Annotated in this window: 20 protein-coding genes; 8 read left to right on the forward strand and 12 right to left on the reverse strand. The window is 68.8% G+C overall.

The features are described 5' to 3' along the window. Positions 1 to 17: 17 nt before the first annotated feature. Together V5F63_RS06225 and V5F63_RS06230 are read left to right on the forward strand one after the other, a co-directional pair. On the forward strand, positions 18 to 884 hold the full coding sequence (locus V5F63_RS06225; RefSeq protein ID WP_209488123.1) for an FTR1 family iron permease: 867 nt from the start codon (positions 18 to 20) through the stop codon (positions 882 to 884). A 172-nt stretch (positions 885 to 1,056) separates the two neighbouring features. Beyond that, complete coding sequence (locus V5F63_RS06230) at positions 1,057 to 1,539, forward strand: winged helix-turn-helix domain-containing protein (protein WP_209488124.1); 483 nt, start codon at positions 1,057 to 1,059, stop codon at positions 1,537 to 1,539. Here the strand turns inward: V5F63_RS06230 and modC are convergent. From modC to V5F63_RS06250, 4 genes are all read right to left on the reverse strand, one after another. Beyond that, positions 1,433 to 2,644, reverse strand: a complete 1,212-nt coding sequence (modC, locus tag V5F63_RS06235) for a molybdenum ABC transporter ATP-binding protein (RefSeq protein WP_394102557.1) — start codon at positions 2,642 to 2,644, stop codon at positions 1,433 to 1,435. The genes V5F63_RS06230 and modC overlap by 107 nt on opposite strands. Continuing rightward, positions 2,641 to 3,333, reverse strand: coding sequence for a molybdate ABC transporter permease subunit (modB, locus tag V5F63_RS06240; RefSeq protein ID WP_209488126.1), 693 nt, complete (start codon positions 3,331 to 3,333; stop codon positions 2,641 to 2,643). The genes modC and modB overlap by 4 nt, the downstream gene beginning before the upstream one ends. A gap of 103 nt (positions 3,334 to 3,436) precedes the next feature. Continuing rightward, positions 3,437 to 4,222, reverse strand: a complete 786-nt coding sequence (gene modA / locus V5F63_RS06245) for a molybdate ABC transporter substrate-binding protein (RefSeq protein ID WP_394102558.1) — start codon at positions 4,220 to 4,222, stop codon at positions 3,437 to 3,439. A gap of 193 nt (positions 4,223 to 4,415) precedes the next feature. Beyond that, positions 4,416 to 4,940, reverse strand: coding sequence for a DedA family protein (locus tag V5F63_RS06250; protein WP_209488128.1), 525 nt, complete (start codon positions 4,938 to 4,940; stop codon positions 4,416 to 4,418). Positions 4,941 to 5,389: 449 nt separating this feature from the next. Here V5F63_RS06250 and V5F63_RS06255 point away from each other — a divergent pair, with 449 nt between their 5' ends. Beyond that, entirely contained in the window at positions 5,390 to 7,036 is a 1,647-nt protein-coding gene (locus V5F63_RS06255) for a DEAD/DEAH box helicase (protein WP_245327419.1), read from the forward strand. Positions 7,037 to 7,184: 148 nt separating this feature from the next. Further along, the gene (gene infA / locus V5F63_RS06260) at positions 7,185 to 7,460 is read left to right on the forward strand and encodes a translation initiation factor IF-1 (RefSeq protein ID WP_012115181.1); all 276 of its coding nucleotides are present in this window, start codon (positions 7,185 to 7,187) and stop codon (positions 7,458 to 7,460) included. A gap of 314 nt (positions 7,461 to 7,774) precedes the next feature. Here the strand turns inward: infA and V5F63_RS06265 are convergent, their stop codons facing one another. The 8 genes from V5F63_RS06265 to V5F63_RS06300 form a co-directional block, all read right to left on the reverse strand. Continuing rightward, on the reverse strand, positions 7,775 to 9,379 hold the full coding sequence (locus V5F63_RS06265) for a GMC family oxidoreductase (RefSeq protein ID WP_394102559.1): 1,605 nt from the start codon (positions 9,377 to 9,379) through the stop codon (positions 7,775 to 7,777). 20 nt (positions 9,380 to 9,399) lie between these two features. Then, positions 9,400 to 11,601 carry an alpha-ketoacid dehydrogenase subunit alpha/beta gene (locus tag V5F63_RS06270; protein WP_394102560.1) on the reverse strand — a complete coding sequence of 734 codons (2,202 nt, stop codon included), beginning with the start codon at positions 11,599 to 11,601 and terminating at the stop codon, positions 9,400 to 9,402. Positions 11,602 to 11,706: 105 nt separating this feature from the next. Next, positions 11,707 to 12,459: an SDR family NAD(P)-dependent oxidoreductase gene (locus V5F63_RS06275; protein WP_394102561.1), complete on the reverse strand. Its 753-nt coding sequence runs from the start codon at positions 12,457 to 12,459 to the stop codon at positions 11,707 to 11,709. Further along, on the reverse strand, positions 12,456 to 13,286 hold the full coding sequence (locus V5F63_RS06280; RefSeq protein WP_394102562.1) for a shikimate dehydrogenase family protein: 831 nt from the start codon (positions 13,284 to 13,286) through the stop codon (positions 12,456 to 12,458). Before V5F63_RS06280 ends, V5F63_RS06275 begins: the two co-directional genes overlap by 4 nt. 16 nt (positions 13,287 to 13,302) lie before the next feature. Beyond that, on the reverse strand, positions 13,303 to 14,007 hold the full coding sequence (locus tag V5F63_RS06285) for an ABC transporter ATP-binding protein (protein ID WP_209488134.1): 705 nt from the start codon (positions 14,005 to 14,007) through the stop codon (positions 13,303 to 13,305). Then, a complete protein-coding gene (locus V5F63_RS06290; RefSeq protein ID WP_245327420.1) occupies positions 13,991 to 15,838 on the reverse strand; it encodes a branched-chain amino acid ABC transporter ATP-binding protein/permease in 1,848 nt (615 codons plus the stop codon). The genes V5F63_RS06285 and V5F63_RS06290 overlap by 17 nt, the downstream gene beginning before the upstream one ends. A gap of 4 nt (positions 15,839 to 15,842) precedes the next feature. After that, a complete protein-coding gene (locus V5F63_RS06295; RefSeq protein WP_209488135.1) occupies positions 15,843 to 16,715 on the reverse strand; it encodes a branched-chain amino acid ABC transporter permease in 873 nt (290 codons plus the stop codon). A gap of 280 nt (positions 16,716 to 16,995) precedes the next feature. Beyond that, complete coding sequence (locus V5F63_RS06300) at positions 16,996 to 18,225, reverse strand: ABC transporter substrate-binding protein (protein ID WP_394102563.1); 1,230 nt, start codon at positions 18,223 to 18,225, stop codon at positions 16,996 to 16,998. A gap of 299 nt (positions 18,226 to 18,524) precedes the next feature. Here V5F63_RS06300 and V5F63_RS06305 point away from each other — a divergent pair, with 299 nt between their 5' ends. From V5F63_RS06305 to V5F63_RS06320, 4 genes are all read left to right on the forward strand, one after another. Continuing rightward, positions 18,525 to 19,508, forward strand: coding sequence for an NAD(P)H-quinone oxidoreductase (locus tag V5F63_RS06305; protein WP_394102580.1), 984 nt, complete (start codon positions 18,525 to 18,527; stop codon positions 19,506 to 19,508). Continuing rightward, a complete protein-coding gene (locus V5F63_RS06310; RefSeq protein WP_394102564.1) occupies positions 19,505 to 20,266 on the forward strand; it encodes an SDR family oxidoreductase in 762 nt (253 codons plus the stop codon). The genes V5F63_RS06305 and V5F63_RS06310 overlap by 4 nt, the downstream gene beginning before the upstream one ends. A gap of 8 nt (positions 20,267 to 20,274) precedes the next feature. Further along, complete coding sequence (locus tag V5F63_RS06315; protein ID WP_394102565.1) at positions 20,275 to 21,030, forward strand: SDR family NAD(P)-dependent oxidoreductase; 756 nt, start codon at positions 20,275 to 20,277, stop codon at positions 21,028 to 21,030. Between the two features lie 64 nt (positions 21,031 to 21,094). Next, positions 21,095 to 21,835 carry a FadR/GntR family transcriptional regulator gene (locus tag V5F63_RS06320; protein WP_394028992.1) on the forward strand — a complete coding sequence of 247 codons (741 nt, stop codon included), beginning with the start codon at positions 21,095 to 21,097 and terminating at the stop codon, positions 21,833 to 21,835. Positions 21,836 to 21,882: the final 47 nt, after the last annotated feature.

Raw genomic sequence — 21,882 nt, forward strand, 5'->3', positions numbered from 1 at the left:
CGGAAGGACTTGTCGCGATGATTGCCGCGCTTCTGATCGTTTTCCGCGAGGTCCTCGAGGCCGGTATCGTCACCGGCGTGGTGCTTGCCGCCTCCGAGGGCATCCGCCATCGCGGCCTGTGGATCAGCCTCGGCATCCTGGGTGGCATCGCCGGCTCGGCGGTCCTCGCGCTGTTCGCGGACACCATCGCCTCCACCTTCGACGGCTCGGGGCAGGATATCCTGAACGCCGCCATCCTCTCTGTTGCCGTGGTCATGCTGGTGTGGACCGTCGTCTGGATGGCGAGCCACGGCAAGCACATGGTCATGGAGATGCGGGAGGTCGGCCGCGACGTGAAGGAAGGGCGCAAGCCGCTGGCCGCGCTCGCCATCGTCGTCGGCATGGCGGTGCTGCGCGAGGGCGTCGAGATCGTGCTCTTCCTCTATGGAATCGCCAGCACGGGCGGCGATTCACCGGGGGCGATCGCGCTTGGCGGGCTCGGCGGCCTCGCTGCGGGCGCGGCCGTGTCCCTGCTGCTCTATCGCGGCCTCGTGGCGATCCCGCTCAAGCATCTGTTCAAGGTTACTTCCGTCCTCATCACGCTGCTGGCCGCCGGCCTTGCGGCGCAGGTGGTGGGCATCCTGCAGGATGCCGGCTTCATCCAGTCGCTGGCCGATCCGGTCTGGAATTCCAGCTGGCTGCTGGCGGACGACAGCGCCCTCGGCCGCGTGCTGCGCACGCTCGTCGGCTATCGCGCCGAGCCCACGGGCATGCAGGTGATCGCCTATGCCGCGACAGTGGCGGTCATTGTCGGCCTGTCGGCCATCATCAACGGCCGCCGGTCTGCCACCCCGCGCAGCCAGACCGGCGCCGGCCCGGCGGGCGGTCGCATTTCCCGCGCCTGACGGGGTGCGGGGCCGTGAGCCCCCACGCAGCATGCTCCTGTTGCAGCCTTCTCCTCCCGCCATCATCGCGCGGCGTTTCCGCCGCCCGCGGCTTCCGCTATGCTCGCGCGACGGCCAGCCGCCGGACAAGCCGCTCAGGCGGCGCCGCGCGGCACCCGAGGAGAATCACCACATGAGCGGCGGAACCGGCGGCAAGGACGCGCGCAGCAAGGACACCCGCAGCAAGGACGGGCAGGGCACCCGCCTGTTCCTGCGCGTGGACTTCGCCGATGGCCGGCGCCTCGGGCCGGGCAAGATCAAGCTTCTGGAAGCGATCCGCGAGCACCGCTCCATCCTCGCCGCCGCCAAGGCCATCGGCATGAGCTATCGCCGCGCGTGGCTGCTGGTGGACGAACTGGACCGCATGTTCGAGCAGCGCGTCATCGTCACCTTCCCCGGCCGCCGTGGCGCGGGCACCGAGGTGACGGCCTTCGGCGAGCGGGTGATCGCGCTCTATCGCGCCATGGAGCGGCAGGCGGCCAAGGCCACCAGCGGCGCGCTGGACGAGCTTACGTCCGCCCTTGCGGCGGACTACCACCCGAAATCACCCGCAGAGCCGGCGGATCCTGAGGCGGATGCGCCGCTGGTCGGCCCGGCCGCGAAGCAGGCGGGCTGATCTCCGCGCCGGGCGAATGGAAGCCCATCGGCCGGCTGTCCACCGTCACCGCCTTGATCATTGCCCATATCTGCATGCCCGGCTCAAGGCCAAGGCGCAGCACGCTTTCATGGGTCACCAGCGAGCCGAGGCGACCGGCCGCAAGCGCCAGCTCCACCTCGGAGAACGGCCCTTCGGCCCGGGTAATGGAGGCGATGGTGCCGCTGATGCGGTTCGTCACCGACACGTCCATGGGCCGCGACAAAGAAAGCGAGACGTCGCGAGAGCGGATGCGCACCCGCGTCGGCGCGCCCACCGGCCGGTCCACGAGAGGAACGCGCAGTTCGCCACCGGCAAACGAGACGGTGGAGAGGCTGAGGTCCGGATCGTGCGCCGTCACGATGCAGTCGAGGATGGTGCCGATGTCGAAGCGACCGATCACCGGCAGCAGCTCGGGCCGCGACAGCACGTCGGACAGGCCCCCGCAGGCGATCACCTTTCCGTCCGACAGCGCCGCCACCGTATCGGCGAGGCGCAGCACCTCCTCGATGGAGTGGCTGACATAGAGGATGGGCAGGTTCAGCTCATCCCTGAGCCGCTCCAGATAGGGCAGGATCTCGCCCTTGCGCATCTCGTCCAGCGAGGCGAGGGGCTCGTCCATCAGCAGCAGGCGCGGCTGGGAGAGGAGCGCCCGGCCGATGGCGATGCGCTGCTTCTCGCCGCCGGAGAGGGTGTGCGGCCGGCGCTTCAGCAGGTGGCCGACGCCCAGCATCTCCACCACGGCATCGAACCGGATGGTGCGGGGCCTTCTGGTGCGGCGCTCGCCGTAGCGCAGGTTGTTCTCGATGGTCAGGTGCGGGAACAGCCGCGCATCCTGGAAGACGTAGCCGACGCCGCGCTGCTCCATGGGCAGGTTGATGCCCGCCGCCTTGTCGAAGAACACCTCGTCGCCCACGCGGATGAAGCCGCTGTCCGGCGCGAGGGAGCCGGCGACCAGCTGGATGATGGTGGTCTTGCCGCAGCCGGAGCGGCCGAACAGGGCGGTGACGCCCATCTCGGGCGCCCGGAGCGCGGCCTTGAGGTGGAAGCCGGTGGTCCGGGCGAGGGCGACGTCGATCTCGATCATAGCTGCCCCAGGGCCAGGCGGATGCGGCGGTCCGCGATCTGCGCGAGCATCAGGGAGCCGAGGGCGAGGATGACCGAGACCAGGGTGAGGCGCAGCGCCATGGCGTCGCCGTCCGGCATGTGGGTGGCGCTGTAGATGGCGAGCGGGATGGTCCGCGTCTCGCCCTCGATGTTGGAGACGAAGGTGATGGTGGCGCCGAACTCGCCCAGCGCCGAGGCGAGCGAGATGAGGCAGCCGGAGAGCACGCCAGGCATCATCAGCGGCAGGGTGACGGTGAAGAAGGCGTCGAGCCTGCTCGCGCCCAGGGTGCGCGCCGCCGTCTCGATGCCCTTGTCGATGCCGCCGATGGCGAGGCGGATCGCGTTCACCGTAAGCGGGAAGCTCACCACCGCCGCCGCGACCGTGGCGCCCGCGGTGGAGAAGATCAGCGAGATGCCGAACCACTCGTTCAGATACTGGCCGAGATAGCCGCGGTTGCCCAGGGTGATGAGCAGCAGATAGCCCACCACCACCTTGGGCAGCACGAGCGGCAGATGGACGATGCCGTCGAAGATGCCCTTGCCGGGAAATTCGAACCGGGCGAGCACCCAGCCAATGAGAATGGCCGGCGGCAGGCTCCAGAGCGTAGCCCAAAAGGCCACCTCCAGACTCAGCCGCACGGCCGTCCATTCTTCGGGAGTGAGCAACATCTCAACAACGTCCGCCTGCGAAAAGGCCTTGCCTTGCTGTCGGTCAGGCTCGGTCTTTTGCCCTGAATAAGCAATTCCCGTTCCGCGACACGTTGGCGGCGTGTCAGTTCACCGCGAAGCCGTACTTCTTGAAGATGTCCTTTGCATCCGGGCTCTGGATGAAAGCGAAGAAGGACTTGGCGGCGGGCGTGTCCTGGCCCTTCACGAGGGCGAAGGGATAGTCCACCGGCGGATAGCTGTCGGCCGGGAAGGTGGCGACGATCTTCACGTTCTTGGCGATGGCGGCATCCGTGGCATAGACGACGCCGTAGGGCACCTCGCCGCGCTCCACCAGCGCCAGCGCCGCGCGCACGCTCTCGGAGCCGACGATGCGCGGCGCCACCTTGTCCCACAGGCCGAGATTGGTGAAGGCGGTCTTGGCGTAGACGCCCACCGGCACGCTGTCGGTGAGGCCGGTGGCGATGCGGCCGTTGGGGCCGAGCAAGGCGTCGATGTCCAGGCTCTTGGAGATGGTGACGGGCTTCGCCTTGTCGGCGGGCGCCACCAGCACCAGTTTGTTGCCCAGCAGCTTCACGCGGGTGGCGGGCAGGGTCAGGCCCTTGGCGTCGGTATAGTCCATCCACTTGAGGTCGGCGGAGGTGAAGATGTTGGCGGGCGCGCCGGCCTCCATCTGCTTGGCGAGCGAGGAGGAGGCCGCGAAGGAAAATTTGATGATGTCCTTGCTGCCCTTCGCCTCATAGGCCTTGGCGATGTCCTGCAAGGCGTTGGTGAGGCTCGCGGCGGCGAACACGGTCACGGTCTCCTGCGCGGCCGCGGGCAGCGGCGCGGCGGCAAAGGCGGAGAAGACGAGACCCAGGATCAGGCGGCGGGAGGCAATAAATCCGGACATGGCAATGGCACCTCGGCAATGGGCCTGTGATATGTCCATCGATATACAGGATTCCGCCGCGAGACAATAGCGCTGCCCCTTCCGGATGAGCAGCGCACCGGCCGTAGTAGATCAAGATACCGCCAAGGCTCTGCTGCCGGATCAGTCTTTGCTGCGATGCGGCATCAAGCCGCGCGTGATCGCGAGACGGGGTTTACAGGCCCATCAGCTTCAGCGCAGCCGCGCCGGGCGCCAGCATGGCGAAGGCCCACAGCGCCGCGCTTGCGACGTTGGCGATCTGGAAATGGCTCTGGCGCATGGCGAGCACGCCGGCGATCAGCGGCACCACGGCGCGCAGCGGGCCGAAGAATCGGCCGATGGCGACGCCCCACACGCCGAAGCGCTGGAAGAAGTCCTCGGCGCGGGCGACGAGGTCCGGGCGGCGGGACAGCGGCCAGAAGCCTTTCGCGCGCTCCTTGTAATGGAAGCCGAGCCAGTAGGAGATGGCATCGCCCAGCGCCGCGCCGGCGGCTGCGGCGAGCCAGATGGGGAAGAAGTGCAGCCCCGCCGCCTCGATCAGCGCGCCGATGGCCAGCAGCAGCACGGTAGCGGGAATGAAGAAGGAGATCAGCGCCAGCGATTCCCCGAAGGCGAGCCCGAACACCACGGCCGGCGCGAGATAATGGTGCTCTTCAACGAATGCGGTGAGCGACGTGACGACGGCGGACAGATCGAACATGTCTCCTCCTGCCGCCAGGATCGGGCCCGCGGCCTCCGGGCGCAAGCCCCGCCGCGCATCCGCTCGTGCGGCGATTGCTGCTGCGCGACTTCCTGAACGCACATTCGGGCAAAATGGCGCCACGGCTGGGCATGAGGGCAGACAAAGCGCGGACTGCCCAACCATTCGCCTTGAAATCGTCACGGGTCTCGTCCATATGGTGGTTCGCGCCGATGGAGGCATTTGGTTTCCTCCCCTTAGCGCGCTCGGGCCGCGTAGCGGAGACCGCTGGAGCTTCGATCTGGACGACGCTGTGACATGGCGTTTCGTCTGTGAGGCATCGCAAGCGGCTTTGCCCGATCACATCTTTTGCCCTTGGACACCCCTGGCCACGCGGGATGTCGAAATCCCGCGAGCCGCGCCGCGCCCAAAAGGCTGCGCCGGTGCCGCTCGCATACGAAAGTCAGAGCTTGACCTCTTTTTCGAGCCTCGGCCTCGCCGAGCCCATCGTTCGCGCCCTCACCGAAGCGAATCACGTCACTCCCACCCCCATCCAGGCTGAAGCCATCCCGCAGGTCCTCAATGGCCGCGACCTGATCGGCATCGCCCAGACCGGCACCGGCAAGACCGCTGCCTTCGCCCTTCCCATCCTCGATCGTCTCGTGCGCCATCCCCGCCGTCCGGACCCCAAGTCCGTCCGAGCTCTGGTGCTCTCGCCCACCCGCGAATTGTCCGGGCAGATCGTGGACAATTTCGAGAAGTTCGGCCGTCACGCCAACATCTCGGTCACGCTCGCCATCGGCGGTGTGCCCATGGGTCGGCAGATCCGGGCGCTCGCCCGCGGCGTGGACGTGCTCGTCGCCACCCCCGGCCGGCTCATGGACCTCGTGGAAAACCACGCGGTGAAGCTCGACCAGGTGGAGATGTTCGTCCTCGACGAGGCCGACCAGATGCTGGACATGGGCTTCGTCCATGCCATCCGCGCGGTCGTGCGCCGGCTGCCGCACAAGCGGCACTCGCTGTTCTTCTCCGCCACCATGCCCCCGGCCATCGCCGAACTGGCGGGCGGCATGCTGCATGATCCGGTGCGCGTCGCCGTCACCCCGGTGGCCAAGACCGCCGACCGGGTGGAGCAGCGCGTCATCCACGTGGACAAGCCCAACAAGGGCCAGCTCCTCGCCGAGGTTCTCTCCACCGAGGACGTCGACCGCGCCCTCGTTTTCGCCCGCACCAAGCACGGCGCGGACAAGGTGGTGCGCGTGCTCGCCAAGTGCGGCATCGCCGCCGAGGCGATCCACGGCAACAAGTCGCAGAACCAGCGCGACCGCGTGCTCCTCGCCTTCCGCGAAGGCAAGATCCGCACCCTGATCGCCACCGATATCGCCGCCCGCGGCATCGACGTGACGGGCGTGAGCCACGTCATCAATTACGACCTGCCCAACGTGCCCGAGAGCTACGTGCACCGCATCGGCCGCACCGCGCGCGCCGGCCGCGAGGGCATCGCCATCTCCTTCTGCGATCACGAGGAGCGGGCGTATCTCAAGTCCATCGAGCGGCTCATCAAGCTGCAGATCCCGGCCACCGACCGTCGCGGCGCAGGCATGCGCTTCGATATTCCCGCGGCTCCGCCGATCGAGCTGGAAGAGCGTGACGAGACGGCCGAGCGCAACGATTTCATCGGTGGTCGCGGCGGCCGTCCCGGCCAGCGTGGTCCGCAGCGCTCGCGCGGTCCGCGTCCCGAGGGTGGGCGTGGCCAAAGTCAGCGTTCGGAAGGACAGCGCGCCGAAGGTCGCGAGCAGCGCGAGCCGCGCGGTGAGCGTCCTGCCGGCGAGGGCCGTCCGGCCCGTGCCGCTCAGCCGCGTGCCGAGCGGGCTCCTGAGGGGCATCGCAACGGCCAGGGTGCCGGCAACGGCGCGGGCCGTCGCGACGGCCAGAACCGCAGCGGTGAAGGCCGTGGCGCGCGTCCCCAGGGCGAAGGCCGTGGCGGTGAGCGCGGCGGCGATCGTGGCGCCCGTCCCGGCAACGATCTCGGCGGCCTCGGCTTCATGAAGGCCGTATCCAACCGGAGTGAGCGTCCCGCGGGCCGCCCCGCCGGTGCCAAGCGGCCTGTGAACTGAGCCTGCGCTCGCGCGTCACACTGCGTTGAACAGGTCACGCCGGGCCTTTTTCCTGGGCCGGCGTGACCCACCTATGGGAAATCGGGCGATTTTGTGAGATAAGCCCGCCAAATTCGTCCCGCGCCGCGGGACCGCTGGAGACGACTATATGGCGAAGGAAGAACTGCTGGAGTTCGAGGGGACTGTGACGGAAGTGCTCCCGGACGGCAATTTCCGGGTGCGTCTCGACAACGACCACCAGATTCTGGCCTATGCGGCCGGCAAGATGAAGAAGAACCGCATCCGCACCATCGAGGGCGACCGCGTGGTGGTGGAGATGTCCCCCTACGATCTCGATCGCGGCCGGATCAACTTCCGCCACAAGGCCGAGGGCAACGCCCCGCCGCCCGGCGCCCGCCGCCAGCAGAATTTCCGCCGCCGCTGATCCTTCGGGATCGCGGACAGGGCGTTCGGCGCCGGCCGGGGAAATCCCCCGCGCCGGCTTTTGGCGTTTGTTGACCGAAGCAGAGGGAAACCCCGGCGGCAAAAGCTTGCCGGTCATTCCTGCGCAGGTCTCCCGTCCGTCATTGCCCGCCTTGTGCGGGCAATCCACCCATCGGCCGTAAGGGTGTGCCCGGACTGCAGACGGCGGAATGGCCCCGGTGTGGATCCCCCGGACGAGCCGGGCGATGACAACGTGGATGGGTTGCGAGTGTCCCGCCCAAATGGCGTGCGGCAATGCCGCTCCGCTGGGGCGCCTCAGCCCCTGCCGTCCGCCCTGATCAGGTCCGCCGCCTTCTCCGCGATCATCATCACCGCCGCCGCCGTGTTGGCGGAAACCAGCGTCGGCATCACCGAGGCGTCCACCACGCGCAGGCCGGAAAGGCCGATGACGCGCAGGTGCGGGTCCACCACCGCCTGCGGCCCGGTGCCCATGCTGCAGGTGCCCACCGGGTGATAGATGGTCTGCCCCGTGCGGCGGGCGAACTCCACGAAGTCGTCGTCGCTCCGGCAGTCCGGCCCGGGGTTCATCTCGAAGGCGCGGTAGGGGTCCATGGCCTTCTGCCCGACGATCTGCCGAGCGATCTTCATGCCGGCGGCAAGGCAGGCGCGGTCTTCCTCCATGGCGAGGAAATTGGGTCGGATGGCCGGCGGCGTCAGCGGGTCCGCGCTCTTCGCATGGATCGAGCCCACCGAGTGGGGCCGCAGCTGGGTGACGCCGATGGTCATGCCCGGCAGATGGTCCAGCGTGCGGTCGGCGGCGTTGGCGTAGCTCGCGTGCATGAAGAAATACTGCACGTCCGGCCCGGCGAGCCCCGGCCGCGTCTTCACGAAACCATGGGCGAGGCCGGTGCCCAGCGTGAGGATGCCCTTGCGGGTGAGGAAATACTGCGCCACCGCCTTGGCGAGGGCGACGCCGCGCGTCTGCTCGTTGAGGGTGATGGGCTCCTTCACCCGCCAGTTCATGCGGGTGGCGAAATGGTCCTGATAATTGTTCCCGACGCCGGGCAGCGCGTGGACCACGGGGATGCCCGCCGCCTTCAGCACGTCCGGATGGCCGATGCCGGAGAGTTCCATCAGATGGGGTGACTGCACCGCACCGGCGGTGAGCAGGACCTCGCCCGAGGCGGTGGCGGTCTCCTCCCGCCCGTCCCGCCGGAACACCACCCCCGTCACCCGCCGACCGTCGAGCACGAGGCGCAGTGCCTGCGCGTGGGTGACGACCTTGAGGTTGGGGCGGGAGAGGGCAGGGCGCAGATAGCCGTCCACCACGGTCCAGCGCCGGCCACCGCGCTGGTTCACCTGATAATAGCCGAAGCCTTCCTGATCCTTCCCGTTGTAGTCGGGATTGCGGGGAAAGCCCGCCTCTTCGGCCGCCGAGAGGAAGGCCTCGGACAGCACCGGCCGCTCCGCCACCCGCACGATGCTGATGGGGCCGTCCGTGCCGCGCACGGTCGGATCCGCGTCGGCCTCGTCGAAGCGCTCGAACTTCTTGAAATAGGGCAGGACGTCGTCATAGCCCCAGCCGGTGGCGCCGCGCTGGGCCCAGCCGTCGAAATCCTGCTTCTGCCCGCGCACGAAGATCATGCCGTTGATGAGCGTCGAGCCGCCGAGGCCTTTGCCGCGCGGCACGACGATGGGGCGGTCGTAGGTGTTGGGCTCGGGCTCGGTGTTGAAGCGCCAGTTGAATGCGCTGCCCGACAGGAGCTTGGAGAAGCCGGCCGGGATGGGCACCCAGAAGCCCTTGTCCGTGCCGCCCGCCTCCAGCAGCAGCACGCGCCGGCGCGGGTCTTCCGAGAGCCGGGCGGCGAGGATGCACCCTGCCGTGCCGCCGCCCACCACGATGTAATCGAAACTGTCCATCGTCTTCGATCCGAATGGGACTAGAGGGCGGCGCTGGGCATTCCCGGCAGCGGCGTGCCTTTCGCGGCCATGGTGACGGCGAGGCCCGCGATGACCTCCTCCTTGCCGGCGAAGGCGGCGCGCTCCAGCACCTTGGAGATGGTGGGCGAGGCGATCTTGCCGGTCACGCGCTGCACCGGCTGGTCCAGCCAGTCGAGGTAGCGGCGCTGGATCTCGTCGGCGAGGAAGCCGCCGTAGGAGGTGGAGAGGGAGCCCTGCTCGACGATCAGCACGTTGTTGGTCTTGCGGATGCTCTCGCCGATGGTGTCCCAGTCGAGCCCGGCGCGGTCGAGCGAGCGCAGGTCGATGATCTCGGCGTCGAGCCCCAGTTCCTCCACCGCCTCGCGGCTGCGATGGACCATGGCGGAATAGGTGAGGATGGTGAGTTCGCGCCCCGGCCGCACCACCTTCGCCTTGCCGAAGGGGATGATGTAGTCGAGGTCGCCGTCCGGAATGGCGCCGGAGGTCTGGTAGAGGTCCACATGCTCGATGACGAGCACCGGGTCCTCGCAGGCCAGCGCCGCATTCATCAGGCCGATGTAATCGAACGGGGTGGAGGGCGCGACGATGCGCCAGCCGGGGGAGGTGGCGAACACGCCCGCCGGGTCCAGCGAATGCTGGGAGCCGTAGCCCGTGCCCATGGCGATCTTGGTGCGCAGCACCAGCGGCACCGGCACGTCCGCCCCGAACATGTGCCGCGCCTTGCCGATCTGGTTGAAGACCGGGTCAGCGGCGACCCACATGAAGTCGGGATACATGAACTCGATGATGGGCCGGTAGCGCCCATCCATGGCGATGCCGCCGGCGAGCCCTGCGAAGGCGCCTTCGGAGATGGGTGTGCCGAGGCAGCGGTCCGGGAAGGCGGCGGCGAGGCCGCGCGTGGCGCCATTGGTGCCGCCCTTCAGCTTGTGGATGTCCTCGCCCATGATGACGAAGCGCTCGTCCGTCTCGAAGCGGCGGTGCAGCACGTCGGCGATGGCGTCCACGAACTTGCGCTCGGCCAGGCCGCCGCGATAGGTCGCCTCCTCCTCGCCGCGCCTGCCCGAAAGTTCCGAGAGATCGCCGCGAATGCCTTCGTCCACGAAGGACACGTCCGGCCACATGCCGGGCATCACCCGGCGCTTGTTGCCCACCGTCTCCACGAGCTTGGCGGCTGCATCCGCCATGGCCGCCTCGGCCCGCTCGGTGAGGGCGTCGAGATCATCCTGCGTGAGCACGCCCCGCGCCACCAGCGCCGCCCCCGTGCGCTTGATGGGATCGCGGGCGCGCCATTGGGCCTCCTCCTCCTTCGTGCGATAGCCGAAGGCGGAGCCGGGCAGGGCGCCGTTCTGGTGGAAATAGCGGTAGACGTCCGCCTCGATCACCGCCGGGCCCTGTCCGGCGCGCATGATCTTCAGCGCTTCCTGCGTGGCGAGATGGACCGCCAGCGGGTCCATGCCGTCCACCTTGAAGGAGGGGATGCCGAAGCCGGTGCCGCGGCCCGAGAGGCGCGTCTCGCGGGTCGCCTCCTCCACGGTGGTGGCCACCGCATAGCCGTTGTTCTCGATGAAAAAGAGCAGCGGCAGGTCCCACGCGGCGGCAAGGTTCATGGTCTCCAGCACCGCGCCGATGTTCACCGCCCCGTCGCCGAAATAGGAGATGGCCACATCCCCCGTGCCGGCGCGCTTGTGAGCGAAGGCCGCGCCCGCTGCCAGCGGCACGCCGCCGCCCACGATGGCATTGGTGCCGATGGCCCCCGCCTCGCCCCAGCGCAGATGCATGGAGCCGCCGCGCCCGTGGCCGAAGCCGGGCTCGAGGCCGAGGATTTCGGCGAGCGAGCGGTGGAGCAGCGCGTGGGTATCGTCGCTCAGCGGCGCGGTGGGGTCGAGCCCGGGCGCGACATAGGCGAGGGCTTTGGCGAGGAATTGGTGATGGCCGCGATGGGAGCCGTTGACCTGATCGGTGGGGCGCAGGCCCACGATGGAGCCCGCCGCGCCGCCCTCCTGGCCGATGGAGGAATGGGCGGGACCGTGCACGAGGCCCTCGCCGGCCAGCTCCAGCACCTTCTCCTCGAAGGCGCGAATGAGCGCCATCTGCGCCAGAAGCTCCTTGAGCAAAGCCGGGTCGGCGGCGGCCCAATCGGCCTCATTGGTCTTGAGTTCGACCCAAGGCGCGGCGGGGTGAAGGGCAATGGTCTCGGGCATCTCTTGGATCTCCGTGCCGCGGCGTCCTCCTGCGCTCGGAGTGGCGTCGGGACCGTCATTAAAACGTTTCGTGTCCAAGCCTGCGGCACCTGCCGCAGGCGGGGTTCACAGGTAGCCGTAGGCGGTCCAGCCGCCGTCCACGGCCATGACCTGGCCGGTCACCGCGCTCGCCTGGTCGGACGCCAGGAAGACGGCCATGCGCGCCACCTCCCCGGTCTCGATCAGCCGGCCCATGGGGGTGCGGGCCTTGAGCTTGTCGAGGTCGAGGCGGCCGCGCCGGGCGAGGTCGTCGAGGAAGGGGGTGCGCACGTAGCCGGGGGCGAGGGCATTCACCCGCACGCCTTGGCCGGCCCATTCGCAGGAGAGGGCCTTGGCCATCATAGCAACGCCGGCCTTGGAGGCGCAGTAGCCGATGCGCTCCGGCGCGGCGACGATGCCGTACATGGAGGCCATGAGCAGCAGCGAGCCGCCGCCCTGCGCGATCATGCGCCGGCCGGCCTCCTGCGCGGTGAGGAACACGCCGGTGAGGTTGATGGAGATGACGCGCGCCCACTCGTCCTCGCTCACCTCAAGGGTGGGGGCGTTCTGCGAGACGCCGGCGTTGGCGAGGCAGATGTCCACCGGCCCGAACCGCGCCTCGGCAGCATCGAAGGCGGCGACGATGTCCGCCTTGCGCGTCACAGAGCCGGTGATGGCGAGGGTCTCGCCCAGTTCCTCCGCGATGGCGGCGGCGGCGGGATCGAGGTCGAGCAGCACGAGGGCGGCGCCCTCCGCCCGGAAGGCCCGCGCCACGGCGAGGCCGAGGCCGGAGGCGCCGCCGGTGATGAGCGCGCAGCGGCCGGTGAGGGCGCCGGTCACGCGGCCGCTCCCGGAAGTGCGCGCATGCCGAGGAAGTCCGCCATCAGGTCCAGCTGGCAGACGAGCATGGGCTTGCCCGGATGGGTGCGGCACCCCTTCGCCCTGGCGGCGGCGAGGATGGCGGTTTCCTCCGGCTGCATGATGACTTCGGCGACGATCTGGTCGCTGGTGAGCTTGGAGGCATCGAAGGGCAGGGCATCGCCCGCTTTCAGCCCCAGCGAGGTGGCGTTGGCGACGATGTCGTGGCCTTCAGGGTCGGCGGTGCCGATGGCCACCGGCGCGCCGGGGAAGGCGTCGGCGAGGCGCGCGGCGAGGTCTTCCGCCTTGGCGCGGGTGCGGTTGGCGATGGTGAGGCGCGCGACGCTCGCCTCCACGAAGGCGAAGGCAATGGCATTGGCCGCGCCGCCCGCTCCCGCGAGATAGACGCTGCGGCCCTTGGGATCGATGCCGGCGGCGATGAGCCCGCCGACGAAGCCCTTGCCGTCCAGCATGTCGCCGATCAGCCGCCCGTCCTCGTCCCGGCGCACCACGTTGCAGGCGCCGATGCGGCGGGCACTGTCGGACACCTCGTCCAGAAGGTCCACGATGGCGGTCTTGTGCGGCACCGTCACCACAAAGCCGCCGAGGCTCTTCATGGCCTTCAGGCCGTCCACCAGGCGCGGCAGGTCATCCGAGGAGACGTGGAAGGGCACCATCACGCCGTCGCGGCCCTCGCGCGCCATGAGGGCGTTGAGCATCTGGGGCGTCTTCACGTGATGGATGGGGTCCGCGAGGATGCCATAGACCTTGGTGAGGCCGGAAATCTCGCGCGGGTTCGGGGCGGTCATGGGCTTTGGTCCGGTCTCAGATGCCGAGATAGGCGGTCTTGATGTGCGGGTCGGCGAGCAGGCCCGCGCCGGTGTTCTCGATGGCGATGGCGCCGTTCTCGATCACATAGGCGCGGTCGGCGATCTTCAGGGCGTGGAACGCCTTTTGCTCCACGAGAAGAACCGTGGTGCCGCTCTTGCAGATGCGGTCGATGACATCGAACATCTGCCCGACGATGATGGGCGCCAGGCCCAGCGACGGCTCGTCCAGCATCAGCAGCTTCGGCTTCGCCATCAGCCCGCGGGCGATGGCCACCATCTGCTGCTCGCCGCCGGAGAGGGAGCCGGCGAGCTGGGTGAGGCGCTCGCGGACGCGGGGGAAGATGTCCAGCACCTCCTCGAAGCGCTCCATCATCCCTTCGCGGACGCTCGGGTGGTAGCCGCCCATCAGCACGTTGTCGCGCACGGTCATCACCGGGAAGAGCTGGCGCGCCTCAGGCACCATGATGAGGCCGGAGCCGACGATCTCGTCCGGGCTCATGCGGTCGATGCGCTTGCCGTCGAACTCGATGGTGCCGGCGCTCGGCTTCACCAGGCCGGAAATGGTGCGCAGCAGTGTCGTCTTGCCGGCGCCGTTGGAGCCGATGATGGTGACGACCTCGCCCCGCCCCACGTTCAGCGAGAGGCCCTGGAGGATGACGGTCCGGCCGTAGCCGGCGGTCACGTCAGAGACCTTGAGCATGGACGAAATCCTCCCCGAGATAGGCCTCGATCACCCGGCGCTCGCGCACCACCGCGTCGGGCGCGCCTTCGGCGATCACCTTGCCGCTGTCGATCACGACGATGCGGTCCGACAGGCTCATGATGGCCTGCATGTTGTGCTCGATGGCGATCACGCTCACGCCGCTGTCGCGGATGGCGCGCACCAGCTCCACCATCTTCTGCGTGTCCGACTGGCTCTGGCCGGCCATCACCTCGTCCAGTAGCAGGATGGTCGGCTCGGTGGCGAGCGTGCGCGCCACCTCCAGCCGCTTCAGTCCGCCGATGGGCAGGGTGCCGGCCTCCACGTCCTTCACGTCATAGAGGCCGACGGTGCGGGCGACACGCAGCGCCACGGCGCGGGCGTCGTCCACCGAGCGGTGGCGCAGGAAGGCGCCGATCATGATGTTCTCCAGCACGCTCAGCTTGCCGAACGGCTGGACGATCTGGAACGTGCGGCCGATGCCGAGGCGGGCGAAGGCGTCGGGCGTCTTCGGCTGGTGCCATTTGCCGTCCTGTCCGAGCAGTTCCACCGTGCCGGCATTGGGCGCGAGGAAGCCGGAGAGCTGGGCGAAGACGGTGGTCTTGCCGGCGCCGTTGGGGCCGATGACGCCGAGGATCTCGCCACGCTTCAGGGTGAGGGACACATTGTCTGTGGCCACCAGCCCGCCGAAGCGCTTCACGAGGCCCGTCGCCTTCAGCACTGGCTCGCCCGCTGTGCCGCCGATGACCTTGGCGGGGGGCGCGATCGTCTCCGGCCGCGTCCGTCCGCCGCCGGGCAGCTTGTCGATGAGGCGGGTGACGAAGGGGCCGAAGGTGCCGACGAGGCCGCCGGGCAAAGTGAGCGTGATGATGACCAGCACGGTACCGTAGACGAAGCCGTGCAGGCCGTTGGCCGAGGCCCCGAGCCAGCCGCGGGCGAGTTCCGCCAGCGGCACCACCAGCACGGTCCCGAGCAGCGGCCCCGCCACCGTCCCGAGCCCGCCGATGAGGGCGAACATGGCGATCTCGATGGCCGTGGCGAGGGAGAACAGCGTCGCCGGCTCCAGGAACGTCATGTACATGGCGTGGAAGGTGCCGACGCAGGCGGTGAGGGCTGCCGACGCGGCGATGGCCCAGAGCTTCACGCCGTTGATGTTGATGCCCGCCGCCTGGGCCGCGCTGTCGCGCTCCCGCACGGCGGTGAGCGCATAGCCGAGCCGCGAGTTGCGGATGGCGTAGGAGACGGCCAGCGAAAGCAGCAGCAGGCCGAAGGCGATGTAGAGATAGTTGATCTTCTCGCGGAAGATCATCCACGGCCAGCCGATCTGCAGCGGCACCACGAGGCCGGCCGAGCCGCCGGTGACATCGTGGAAGTGGATAGCCAGCAGCCGCACCACCTCCAGGAAGGCGATGGTGGCGAGCGAGAAGAAAGGACCGCGCAGCCGGAAGCAGGGATAGCCGATGCCGATGGAGACCAGCGCCGCCAGCGCCGCGCCGGCGATCATCCCGATCCACGGCGAGAGGCCGAAATGCTGCAGCAGCAGTGCCGCCGTGTAGCCGCCGATGCCGTAGAACACCGTGTGGCCCAGCGAGAGCTGGCCGGCATAGCCGCCCAGGATGTTCCAGGCGGTGGCCAGCGCCCCGAACACGCAGATGGTGACGAAGACGTGCACCATGAAGGTCGAGCCCGACCAGGCCGGGATGATGACCAGCAGGGAGAGCGCCGCGAGGCTGCAATAGACCCTGGGGTCGGTGATCCGCGCGAGAAGCGAGGGGCGGCCCGACGACACCGGGGCGGTGGCGGGGGCGTGCGAGGAGTCTTGAAGGCTCATCGGATCACTCCGTGCCGCGGCCGAGGCCGAACAGGCCGGTGGGCTTGAAGATGAGGATGGCGAGGAAGATCGCGAAGTAGACGACTTCCTTCAGGTCTGGCGCGATGTAGTAACCGGAGAGGCTGTCCACGAGGCCGATGATCATGGCGCCGAAGAACGCGCCGTACATGGAGCGCATGCCGCCCAGCACCACCACCACGAAGGCGGTGAGCACGAAATAGGTGCCGATCGTCGGCGTCACCGGATAGAGCGGCATCACCAGCGCCGAGGCGAGGCCGACGCAGGCGGCGCCGATGCCGAAGGCGATGACGTAGATCTGGTCCACCTTCACGCCCATGAGCAGCGCCGCATTGCGGTTCTGCGCGGTGGCGCGGATGGCGCGGCCGAGGGCGGTGGACTGCATGAAGAGGTGCAGGCCCGCGACCAGCGCCAGGGCGCACACGAACATGACGATCTGCCCCTTCACCAGGGAGAAGCCGCCCACCATGAGCGTGCCCTGCGCGGCGGACGGGGGGATGGAATAAAGGTCCGCGCCGAACACGAGCAGCGCGAGGTTCACCAGCGCCGTCGAGAGACCGACGGTGGCGAAGATCTGGATATGCTCCTCGGCGCCCAGCAGCGGCTGGATGAGAAAGCGCTGCACCGCCGCGCCGATGGCGAACAGCAGGATCACGATGGGGACCGCTGCCGCATAGGGATGCAGGCCGAACTTCGCGGCGAGGAGATAGGCCGCGTACATGCCCACCATCAGGAACTCGCCATGGGCGAAGTTCACCACTCGCACGATGCCGAAGATCAGGGTGAGGCCGACGCTGATGATGGCATACATGCTGCCGAGCAGTATGCCGTTGAGCACCAGCTGGATAAGAACGTCCATCGCGCTTGGCTCCAGTGCGCAGGTGGGGGCGGGCGGGTGCGCAGCTGGCGCACCTTCCTTTTCGGAGAGGCTGAGGGTGGTCGGCGCCGCTCCATCCTCAACGGGGGGCGAACCGGTCCGGGCGGCGCGATCCATCCGTGTTGTCATCCCCCGGCTTGTCCGGGGGATCCACCGCGCGACCGGGCTGACCTTCAGGTCCATGCACCGGGACAGCGCGGGAGTGGATGCCCCGGACAAGCCGGGGCATGACGGTGCTTGGAAGAACGCGGGAGGCCCCGCCTCAGTTGGTGCCGATGCCGGTCTTCATCTTGGCGACCGCGGCGTCCGTCGGGAACACGGTGACGAGGTTGCCGCCCTGCCACTGCATCAGGAAGGGCACGGCGCGGGTGTTCTGGCCCTGCTCGGAGAACTTGGCGCCCCAGCCGGTCGCGGTCTGGCCCACCGGGATGTCCACCTTCATCACCGCCGCGCGCACCTTGTCGGCGTCCGTGGTCTTGGCGCTGGCGATGGCGTCGAAGAACACCCGGGCGCCCATGTAGTTGGCGAGCGAGTGGCCGGAGCGCGGATCGATGCCGTACTTCGCCTTGTACTTCGCCGAGAACTCGGTGATGCCGGGCGCCGCCTTGGGGTTGGTGTTGTACTGGGTGAAGTCCACGTCCAGGGCGCCTTCCATGTTCTCCGCGCCCACCGCCTGCATGGTGTCGCGGGTGGAATAGCCGCCGCCGGCGCCCATCACCGCCTTGGGCTTGTAGCCCTGGTCCTTCATCTGGCGGAAGAACAGCACCGTGTCGTTCTGGTAGGAGGTCTGGAGCACCACGTCGGCGCCCGCGGACTTCAGGCGCAGGATGACCGGGGTGAGGTCAACCGACTTGGCCGAATAGGGCAGCACCTCGACCACGTTGAGGCCCTTCTCCTTGGCGCGGGTCTTCTGATAGCCGGAGACGGTCTGCCCGTAGAGGCTGTCCTCGTGGATGATGCCGATCTTCAGGTCGCCGGGCTTGGTGTTGAGAGCCGGGGCGATGGCCTCGATGACGGCATCGACCATGCGGTTGGCGAAGTCACGCGCCGTGGGATTGGTGCGGAAGACGTATTTGAAGCCGCGCTCGGTGATGGGATCGGAGATCGCGCCCAGCTCGAAATAGGGGATGTTGGCGAGTTCCGTCACCTGCGTCGCCGCGAGCGACAAAGACGAGGAATAGGTGCCGAAGATGGCCGAGACCTTGTCCACGGAAGTGAGGCGCCGCGCCTCGCCGACCGCCTGGTTGGGATCGACCGCGTCGCCCTTGATGAACTCGATCTTCTGGCCGTTGATGCCGCCAGCCGCGTTGCGCTCCTCCACCGCCAGCTCGAAGCCGCGGAAGCTCTCGTCGCCGAGCAGCGCGAGGGTGCCGGAGAAGGGATAGAGGGCACCGAACTTGAGGGTGCCCTGCGCCGCGGCGGGAACGGTGGCGGCCAGCGGCGCGGCAGCAAGCAATGCGGCGGCGAACGCCGCCCGCGCAAACATCTTCATGGTTTCCTCCCTCCGCCGGCCCCCATCGGGATCGGGCGATTCAAGTCATTGTCCGGACACGGTTTTCCGTGCCCTTCGGTCGAAATGGCGCGCTGGCCATCCCGTCTGGCGAGGCGGATAATGCAGATAACCAAGTTGCCTGACAAGTATGATCTATGTATTTTCCGGACCCACCAGAACGCGCCGTCATGAGGGCGCCGCCGGAGCCCGGCGCGGCCGCATAGGCCGCCGCCGATCGGTGCCGGACAGCCTCGCAGAAGGCGCAAGGGAGGAAGCCGGTGGCAGAGATTGCGACGACGATGCGCCAGGTCCGCTTTGCGGGCGCGGGCGGTCCCGAGGTGGTGACGGTCGAGACGGCGGACGTGCCGCGTCCCGGTCCCGGTCAGGTGCTGGTGGAAGTGGTGGCGGCGGGTGTGAACCGACCGGACTGTCTCCAGCGCGCCGGCAATTATCCCCCGCCTCCCGGCGCCACCGACGTGCCGGGCCTCGAGATCGCCGGCCGCGTGGTCGCGCTGGGTGAGGGCGTCACCGCGCCGAAGATCGGCGACGAGATCTGCGCTCTGGTGATCTCCGGCGGCTATGCGGAATATTGCATCGCCGAGGCGCCGCTCTGCCTGCCGATTCCGAAGCCGCTATCCCTGCTGGAAGCCGCCGGACTGCCGGAGAACTATTACACCGTCTACGACAACGTCTTCACCCGCGGCGGGCTGAAGGCGGGCGAGACCATTCTCATCCATGGCGGATCGAGCGGCATCGGCTCCACCGCCATCCAGCTCGCCCACCATGCCGGCGCGCGGGTCATCGCGACGGCGGGCTCGCAGGAGAAGTGCGACTTCTGCCTGTCGCTCGGCGCCGACGCGGCCATCAATTATCGCGAGGCGGATTTCGTCGCCGAGGTGAAGGCGCTCACCGACGGCAGGGGCGTCGAGGAAATCCTCGACATGGTGGGCGGCCCCTATGTGGCGCGCAACCTCCAGGCCCTCGCGGTGGAAGGCCGCCTCGTGCAGATCGCCTTCCTCCAGCCGAGCGAGGTCACCATCGACCTCATGCCCGTCATGCTGAAGCGCCTGACCTTCACCGGCTCCACGCTGCGCGCCCGTCCGGTGGCGCTGAAGAAGGCCATCGCCGATGCCCTCATGCGCGATGTGTGGCCGCTGCTGGATGCGGGCAAGGTGAAGCCCTTCATCCACGCCACCTTCCCGCTGGAGAAGGCGCGCGAAGCCCATGCGCTGATGGAATCGAGCGCGCACCTCGGCAAGATCATGCTGGAGACCGGGCGGTGAGCGCGCGCGTTGCCTTTGTCACCGGCGCCGGTCGCGGCATCGGCCGCGCCCAGGCGGATGCCCTCGCCGATGCGGGGCTCGCAATCGCCTATGTGGACCATGATGCAGCCCTTGCGAACGCGGCCGCGGAAGCCGCCATCGCGCGCGGCGCCGCCGCCATCGGTCTTGCCGCCGATGTCTCCGACTATGCCGCCGTCGCGGCCGCCGCGCAGGCCGCGGCAGCGGCGCTCGGGCCGGTGGAGGTGCTGGTGAACAATGCCGGCATCTCGCCCAAGAGCAGGGCGGACGGCCGCCGCTCGGAAGCCTGGGAGATGCCGCCGGAAGAATGGCGCCGTGTCATCGACGTGAACCTCACCGGCGCCTTCAATTGCGTGCGGGCGCTGTCGCCCGGCATGAAGGCGCAGGGGAAGGGCCGCATCGTCAACATCGCCTCGGTGGCGGGGCGCACCTATTGCGACATCGTGGGCGTCCACTATGCGGCATCCAAGGCCGCTCTCATCGGCTTTACCAAGCATCTCGCCGGCGAACTCGGCCCCTACGGCATCACGGTGAATGCCATCGCCCCCGGCCGCATCGACACGCCCATGATGCGCGGCACCGCCTCCACCGCCAACGAGGCGGTGCGCCTCTCCACCCCGCTGCGCCGCCTCGGCCAGCCGGAGGAGGTGGCGGCGACCTGCGTGTTCCTCACCTCGGACGCCGCGGCCTTCGTCACCGGACAGGTGGTGGATGTGGCCGGCGGCTGGCTGATGACCTGAGGCGCGCCATGAACGACACCAAGGGTTTCGACTTCACCGGCAAGACTTTGCTGATGACCGGCGCCAATGGCGGCATCTCCCGCGCCATCGCGCGGGTGTTCTTCGACCTCGGCGCCAATTGCGTGCTCACCGATCTCGACCTTCCCGGCGTCTCCGCCTTCGCGGCGGAGCTGGATCCCACCGGCGCCCGTGTCCTGCCCCTTCGGCAGGATGCGGCGAAGCCCGAGGAGGCGGATGCGGCGCTCAAGGCGCTGGCGGAGCGGTTCGGCGAGCTGGACGTGCTCGTCACCTCAGCCGGCCTCTATCGCGAGCGGCGCGTGGCCGAGATGAGCGACGACCATTGGCGCACCGGCATCGCGGTCAATCTCGACGGGGTGTTCTACACCTGCCGCGCCGCCATCCCGCATTTCGCGGAGGGCGCGTCCATCGTGAACGTCGCCTCCATGGCCGGGCACCGGGGCAGCGTGACCCATGCGGACTATGCGGCGGCGAAGGGAGCGGTGCTCACTTTCTCGCGCACGCTCGCGCAGGAATTGGCACCGAAGGTGCGGGTGAATGCGGTCTCCCCCGGCCTCATTGACACGCCCATGGTGCGCCCGCTGATGGCCGCCAATGGCGGGGCGCTCCTCGCCGGCACGCCGCTGAAGCGGCTCGGCACGGCGGAGGAGGTGGCGCGGGTCGTCGCCTTCCTCGCCTCCTCATGGGCGAGCTTCGTCACCGGCGAGACAGTTCATGTGAATGGTGGTCTCTATATCGCGAGCTGAATCGCGTCATGCGAGGCGGGCGGCCGGACGGTGCCGCCATCGGGCGAGGTGAGGGAAGACGGACATGGCGCAACCCCGCGACACAGCGCGCGAAACCTCCCGGGATATTCTCGGCCGCGCGCCCTCGCTCGCCGACACGCTCGCCCAGCGCCTGCGCGAGGAGATCGCCTCCGGCCGTCTCCAGCCCGGCGAGAAGCTGCCCACCGAGCACCAGATGTCCGAGACCTACGGCGTCAGCCGGCCCATCGTCCGCGAGGCGGTGGGCCGGCTGAAGCATGATGGCCTCGTCACCAGCCGGCAGGGGGCGGGCGCCTTCGTCGCCGATCCCGGCGCGGCCTCATCCTTCCGGCTGGAAATCGCCGATCTCAGCGACCGCGCGGAGATGAGCGCCATCGTTGAATTGCTGATGGCGGTGGAGGCCAATGCCACCGCCCATGCTGCCGTCCGCCGCACCAAGGACGATCTCGGCCGCATCCACGACCAGCTCGATGCCATGCAGGCGGCGGTGGACCGTGGCGAGCCGGGGGTGGACGAGGACATGGCCTTCCATCGCGCCATCGTGGAGGCCACCGGCAATCCCTATTTTCGCGACCTGTCCCAATTCCTCGACCACCGGGTGCGCCACTTCATCCGCACCGCCCGCGCCAACACCGCCCGCCTCGGCGGCCTCGCCCAGGCGGTGCAGGACGAGCATGTGGCCATCTTCATCGCCATCGAGCGGCAGGACCCCGCCGCCGCCCGCGCCGCCGCCGAAGACCACCTGCGCCACGCCGCCACCCGCCTCGCGCTCTATCTGAAGCCGTGACCTGTCCCGGAACGGGACGGGTTCGCCCGCAGGCCGGGGATGCAGCG

The organism is Xanthobacter wiegelii (assembly GCF_043193855.2).
GTDB classification, from domain to species: Bacteria; Pseudomonadota; Alphaproteobacteria; order Rhizobiales; family Xanthobacteraceae; genus Xanthobacter; species Xanthobacter flavus_A.

What these genes read in the sequence shown, in the direction of transcription:
- V5F63_RS06225 (WP_209488123.1), top strand. Translation starts at nt 18, where the DNA reads ATGATTGCCGCGCTTCTGATCGTTTTCCGCGAGGTCCTCGAGGCCGGT.
- V5F63_RS06230 (WP_209488124.1), top strand. Translation starts at nt 1,057, where the DNA reads ATGAGCGGCGGAACCGGCGGCAAGGACGCGCGCAGCAAGGACACCCGC.
- modC (WP_394102557.1), bottom strand. Translation starts at nt 2,644, where the DNA reads ATGATCGAGATCGACGTCGCCCTCGCCCGGACCACCGGCTTCCACCTC.
- modB (WP_209488126.1), bottom strand. Translation starts at nt 3,333, where the DNA reads ATGTTGCTCACTCCCGAAGAATGGACGGCCGTGCGGCTGAGTCTGGAG.
- modA (WP_394102558.1), bottom strand. Translation starts at nt 4,222, where the DNA reads ATGTCCGGATTTATTGCCTCCCGCCGCCTGATCCTGGGTCTCGTCTTC.
- V5F63_RS06250 (WP_209488128.1), bottom strand. Translation starts at nt 4,940, where the DNA reads ATGTTCGATCTGTCCGCCGTCGTCACGTCGCTCACCGCATTCGTTGAA.
- infA (WP_012115181.1), top strand. Translation starts at nt 7,185, where the DNA reads ATGGCGAAGGAAGAACTGCTGGAGTTCGAGGGGACTGTGACGGAAGTG.
- V5F63_RS06265 (WP_394102559.1), bottom strand. Translation starts at nt 9,379, where the DNA reads ATGGACAGTTTCGATTACATCGTGGTGGGCGGCGGCACGGCAGGGTGC.
- V5F63_RS06270 (WP_394102560.1), bottom strand. Translation starts at nt 11,601, where the DNA reads ATGCCCGAGACCATTGCCCTTCACCCCGCCGCGCCTTGGGTCGAACTC.
- V5F63_RS06280 (WP_394102562.1), bottom strand. Translation starts at nt 13,286, where the DNA reads ATGACCGCCCCGAACCCGCGCGAGATTTCCGGCCTCACCAAGGTCTAT.
- V5F63_RS06285 (WP_209488134.1), bottom strand. Translation starts at nt 14,007, where the DNA reads ATGCTCAAGGTCTCTGACGTGACCGCCGGCTACGGCCGGACCGTCATC.
- V5F63_RS06290 (WP_245327420.1), bottom strand. Translation starts at nt 15,838, where the DNA reads ATGAGCCTTCAAGACTCCTCGCACGCCCCCGCCACCGCCCCGGTGTCG.
- V5F63_RS06295 (WP_209488135.1), bottom strand. Translation starts at nt 16,715, where the DNA reads ATGGACGTTCTTATCCAGCTGGTGCTCAACGGCATACTGCTCGGCAGC.
- V5F63_RS06300 (WP_394102563.1), bottom strand. Translation starts at nt 18,225, where the DNA reads ATGAAGATGTTTGCGCGGGCGGCGTTCGCCGCCGCATTGCTTGCTGCC.
- V5F63_RS06305 (WP_394102580.1), top strand. Translation starts at nt 18,525, where the DNA reads ATGCGCCAGGTCCGCTTTGCGGGCGCGGGCGGTCCCGAGGTGGTGACG.
- V5F63_RS06315 (WP_394102565.1), top strand. Translation starts at nt 20,275, where the DNA reads ATGAACGACACCAAGGGTTTCGACTTCACCGGCAAGACTTTGCTGATG.
- V5F63_RS06320 (WP_394028992.1), top strand. Translation starts at nt 21,095, where the DNA reads ATGGCGCAACCCCGCGACACAGCGCGCGAAACCTCCCGGGATATTCTC.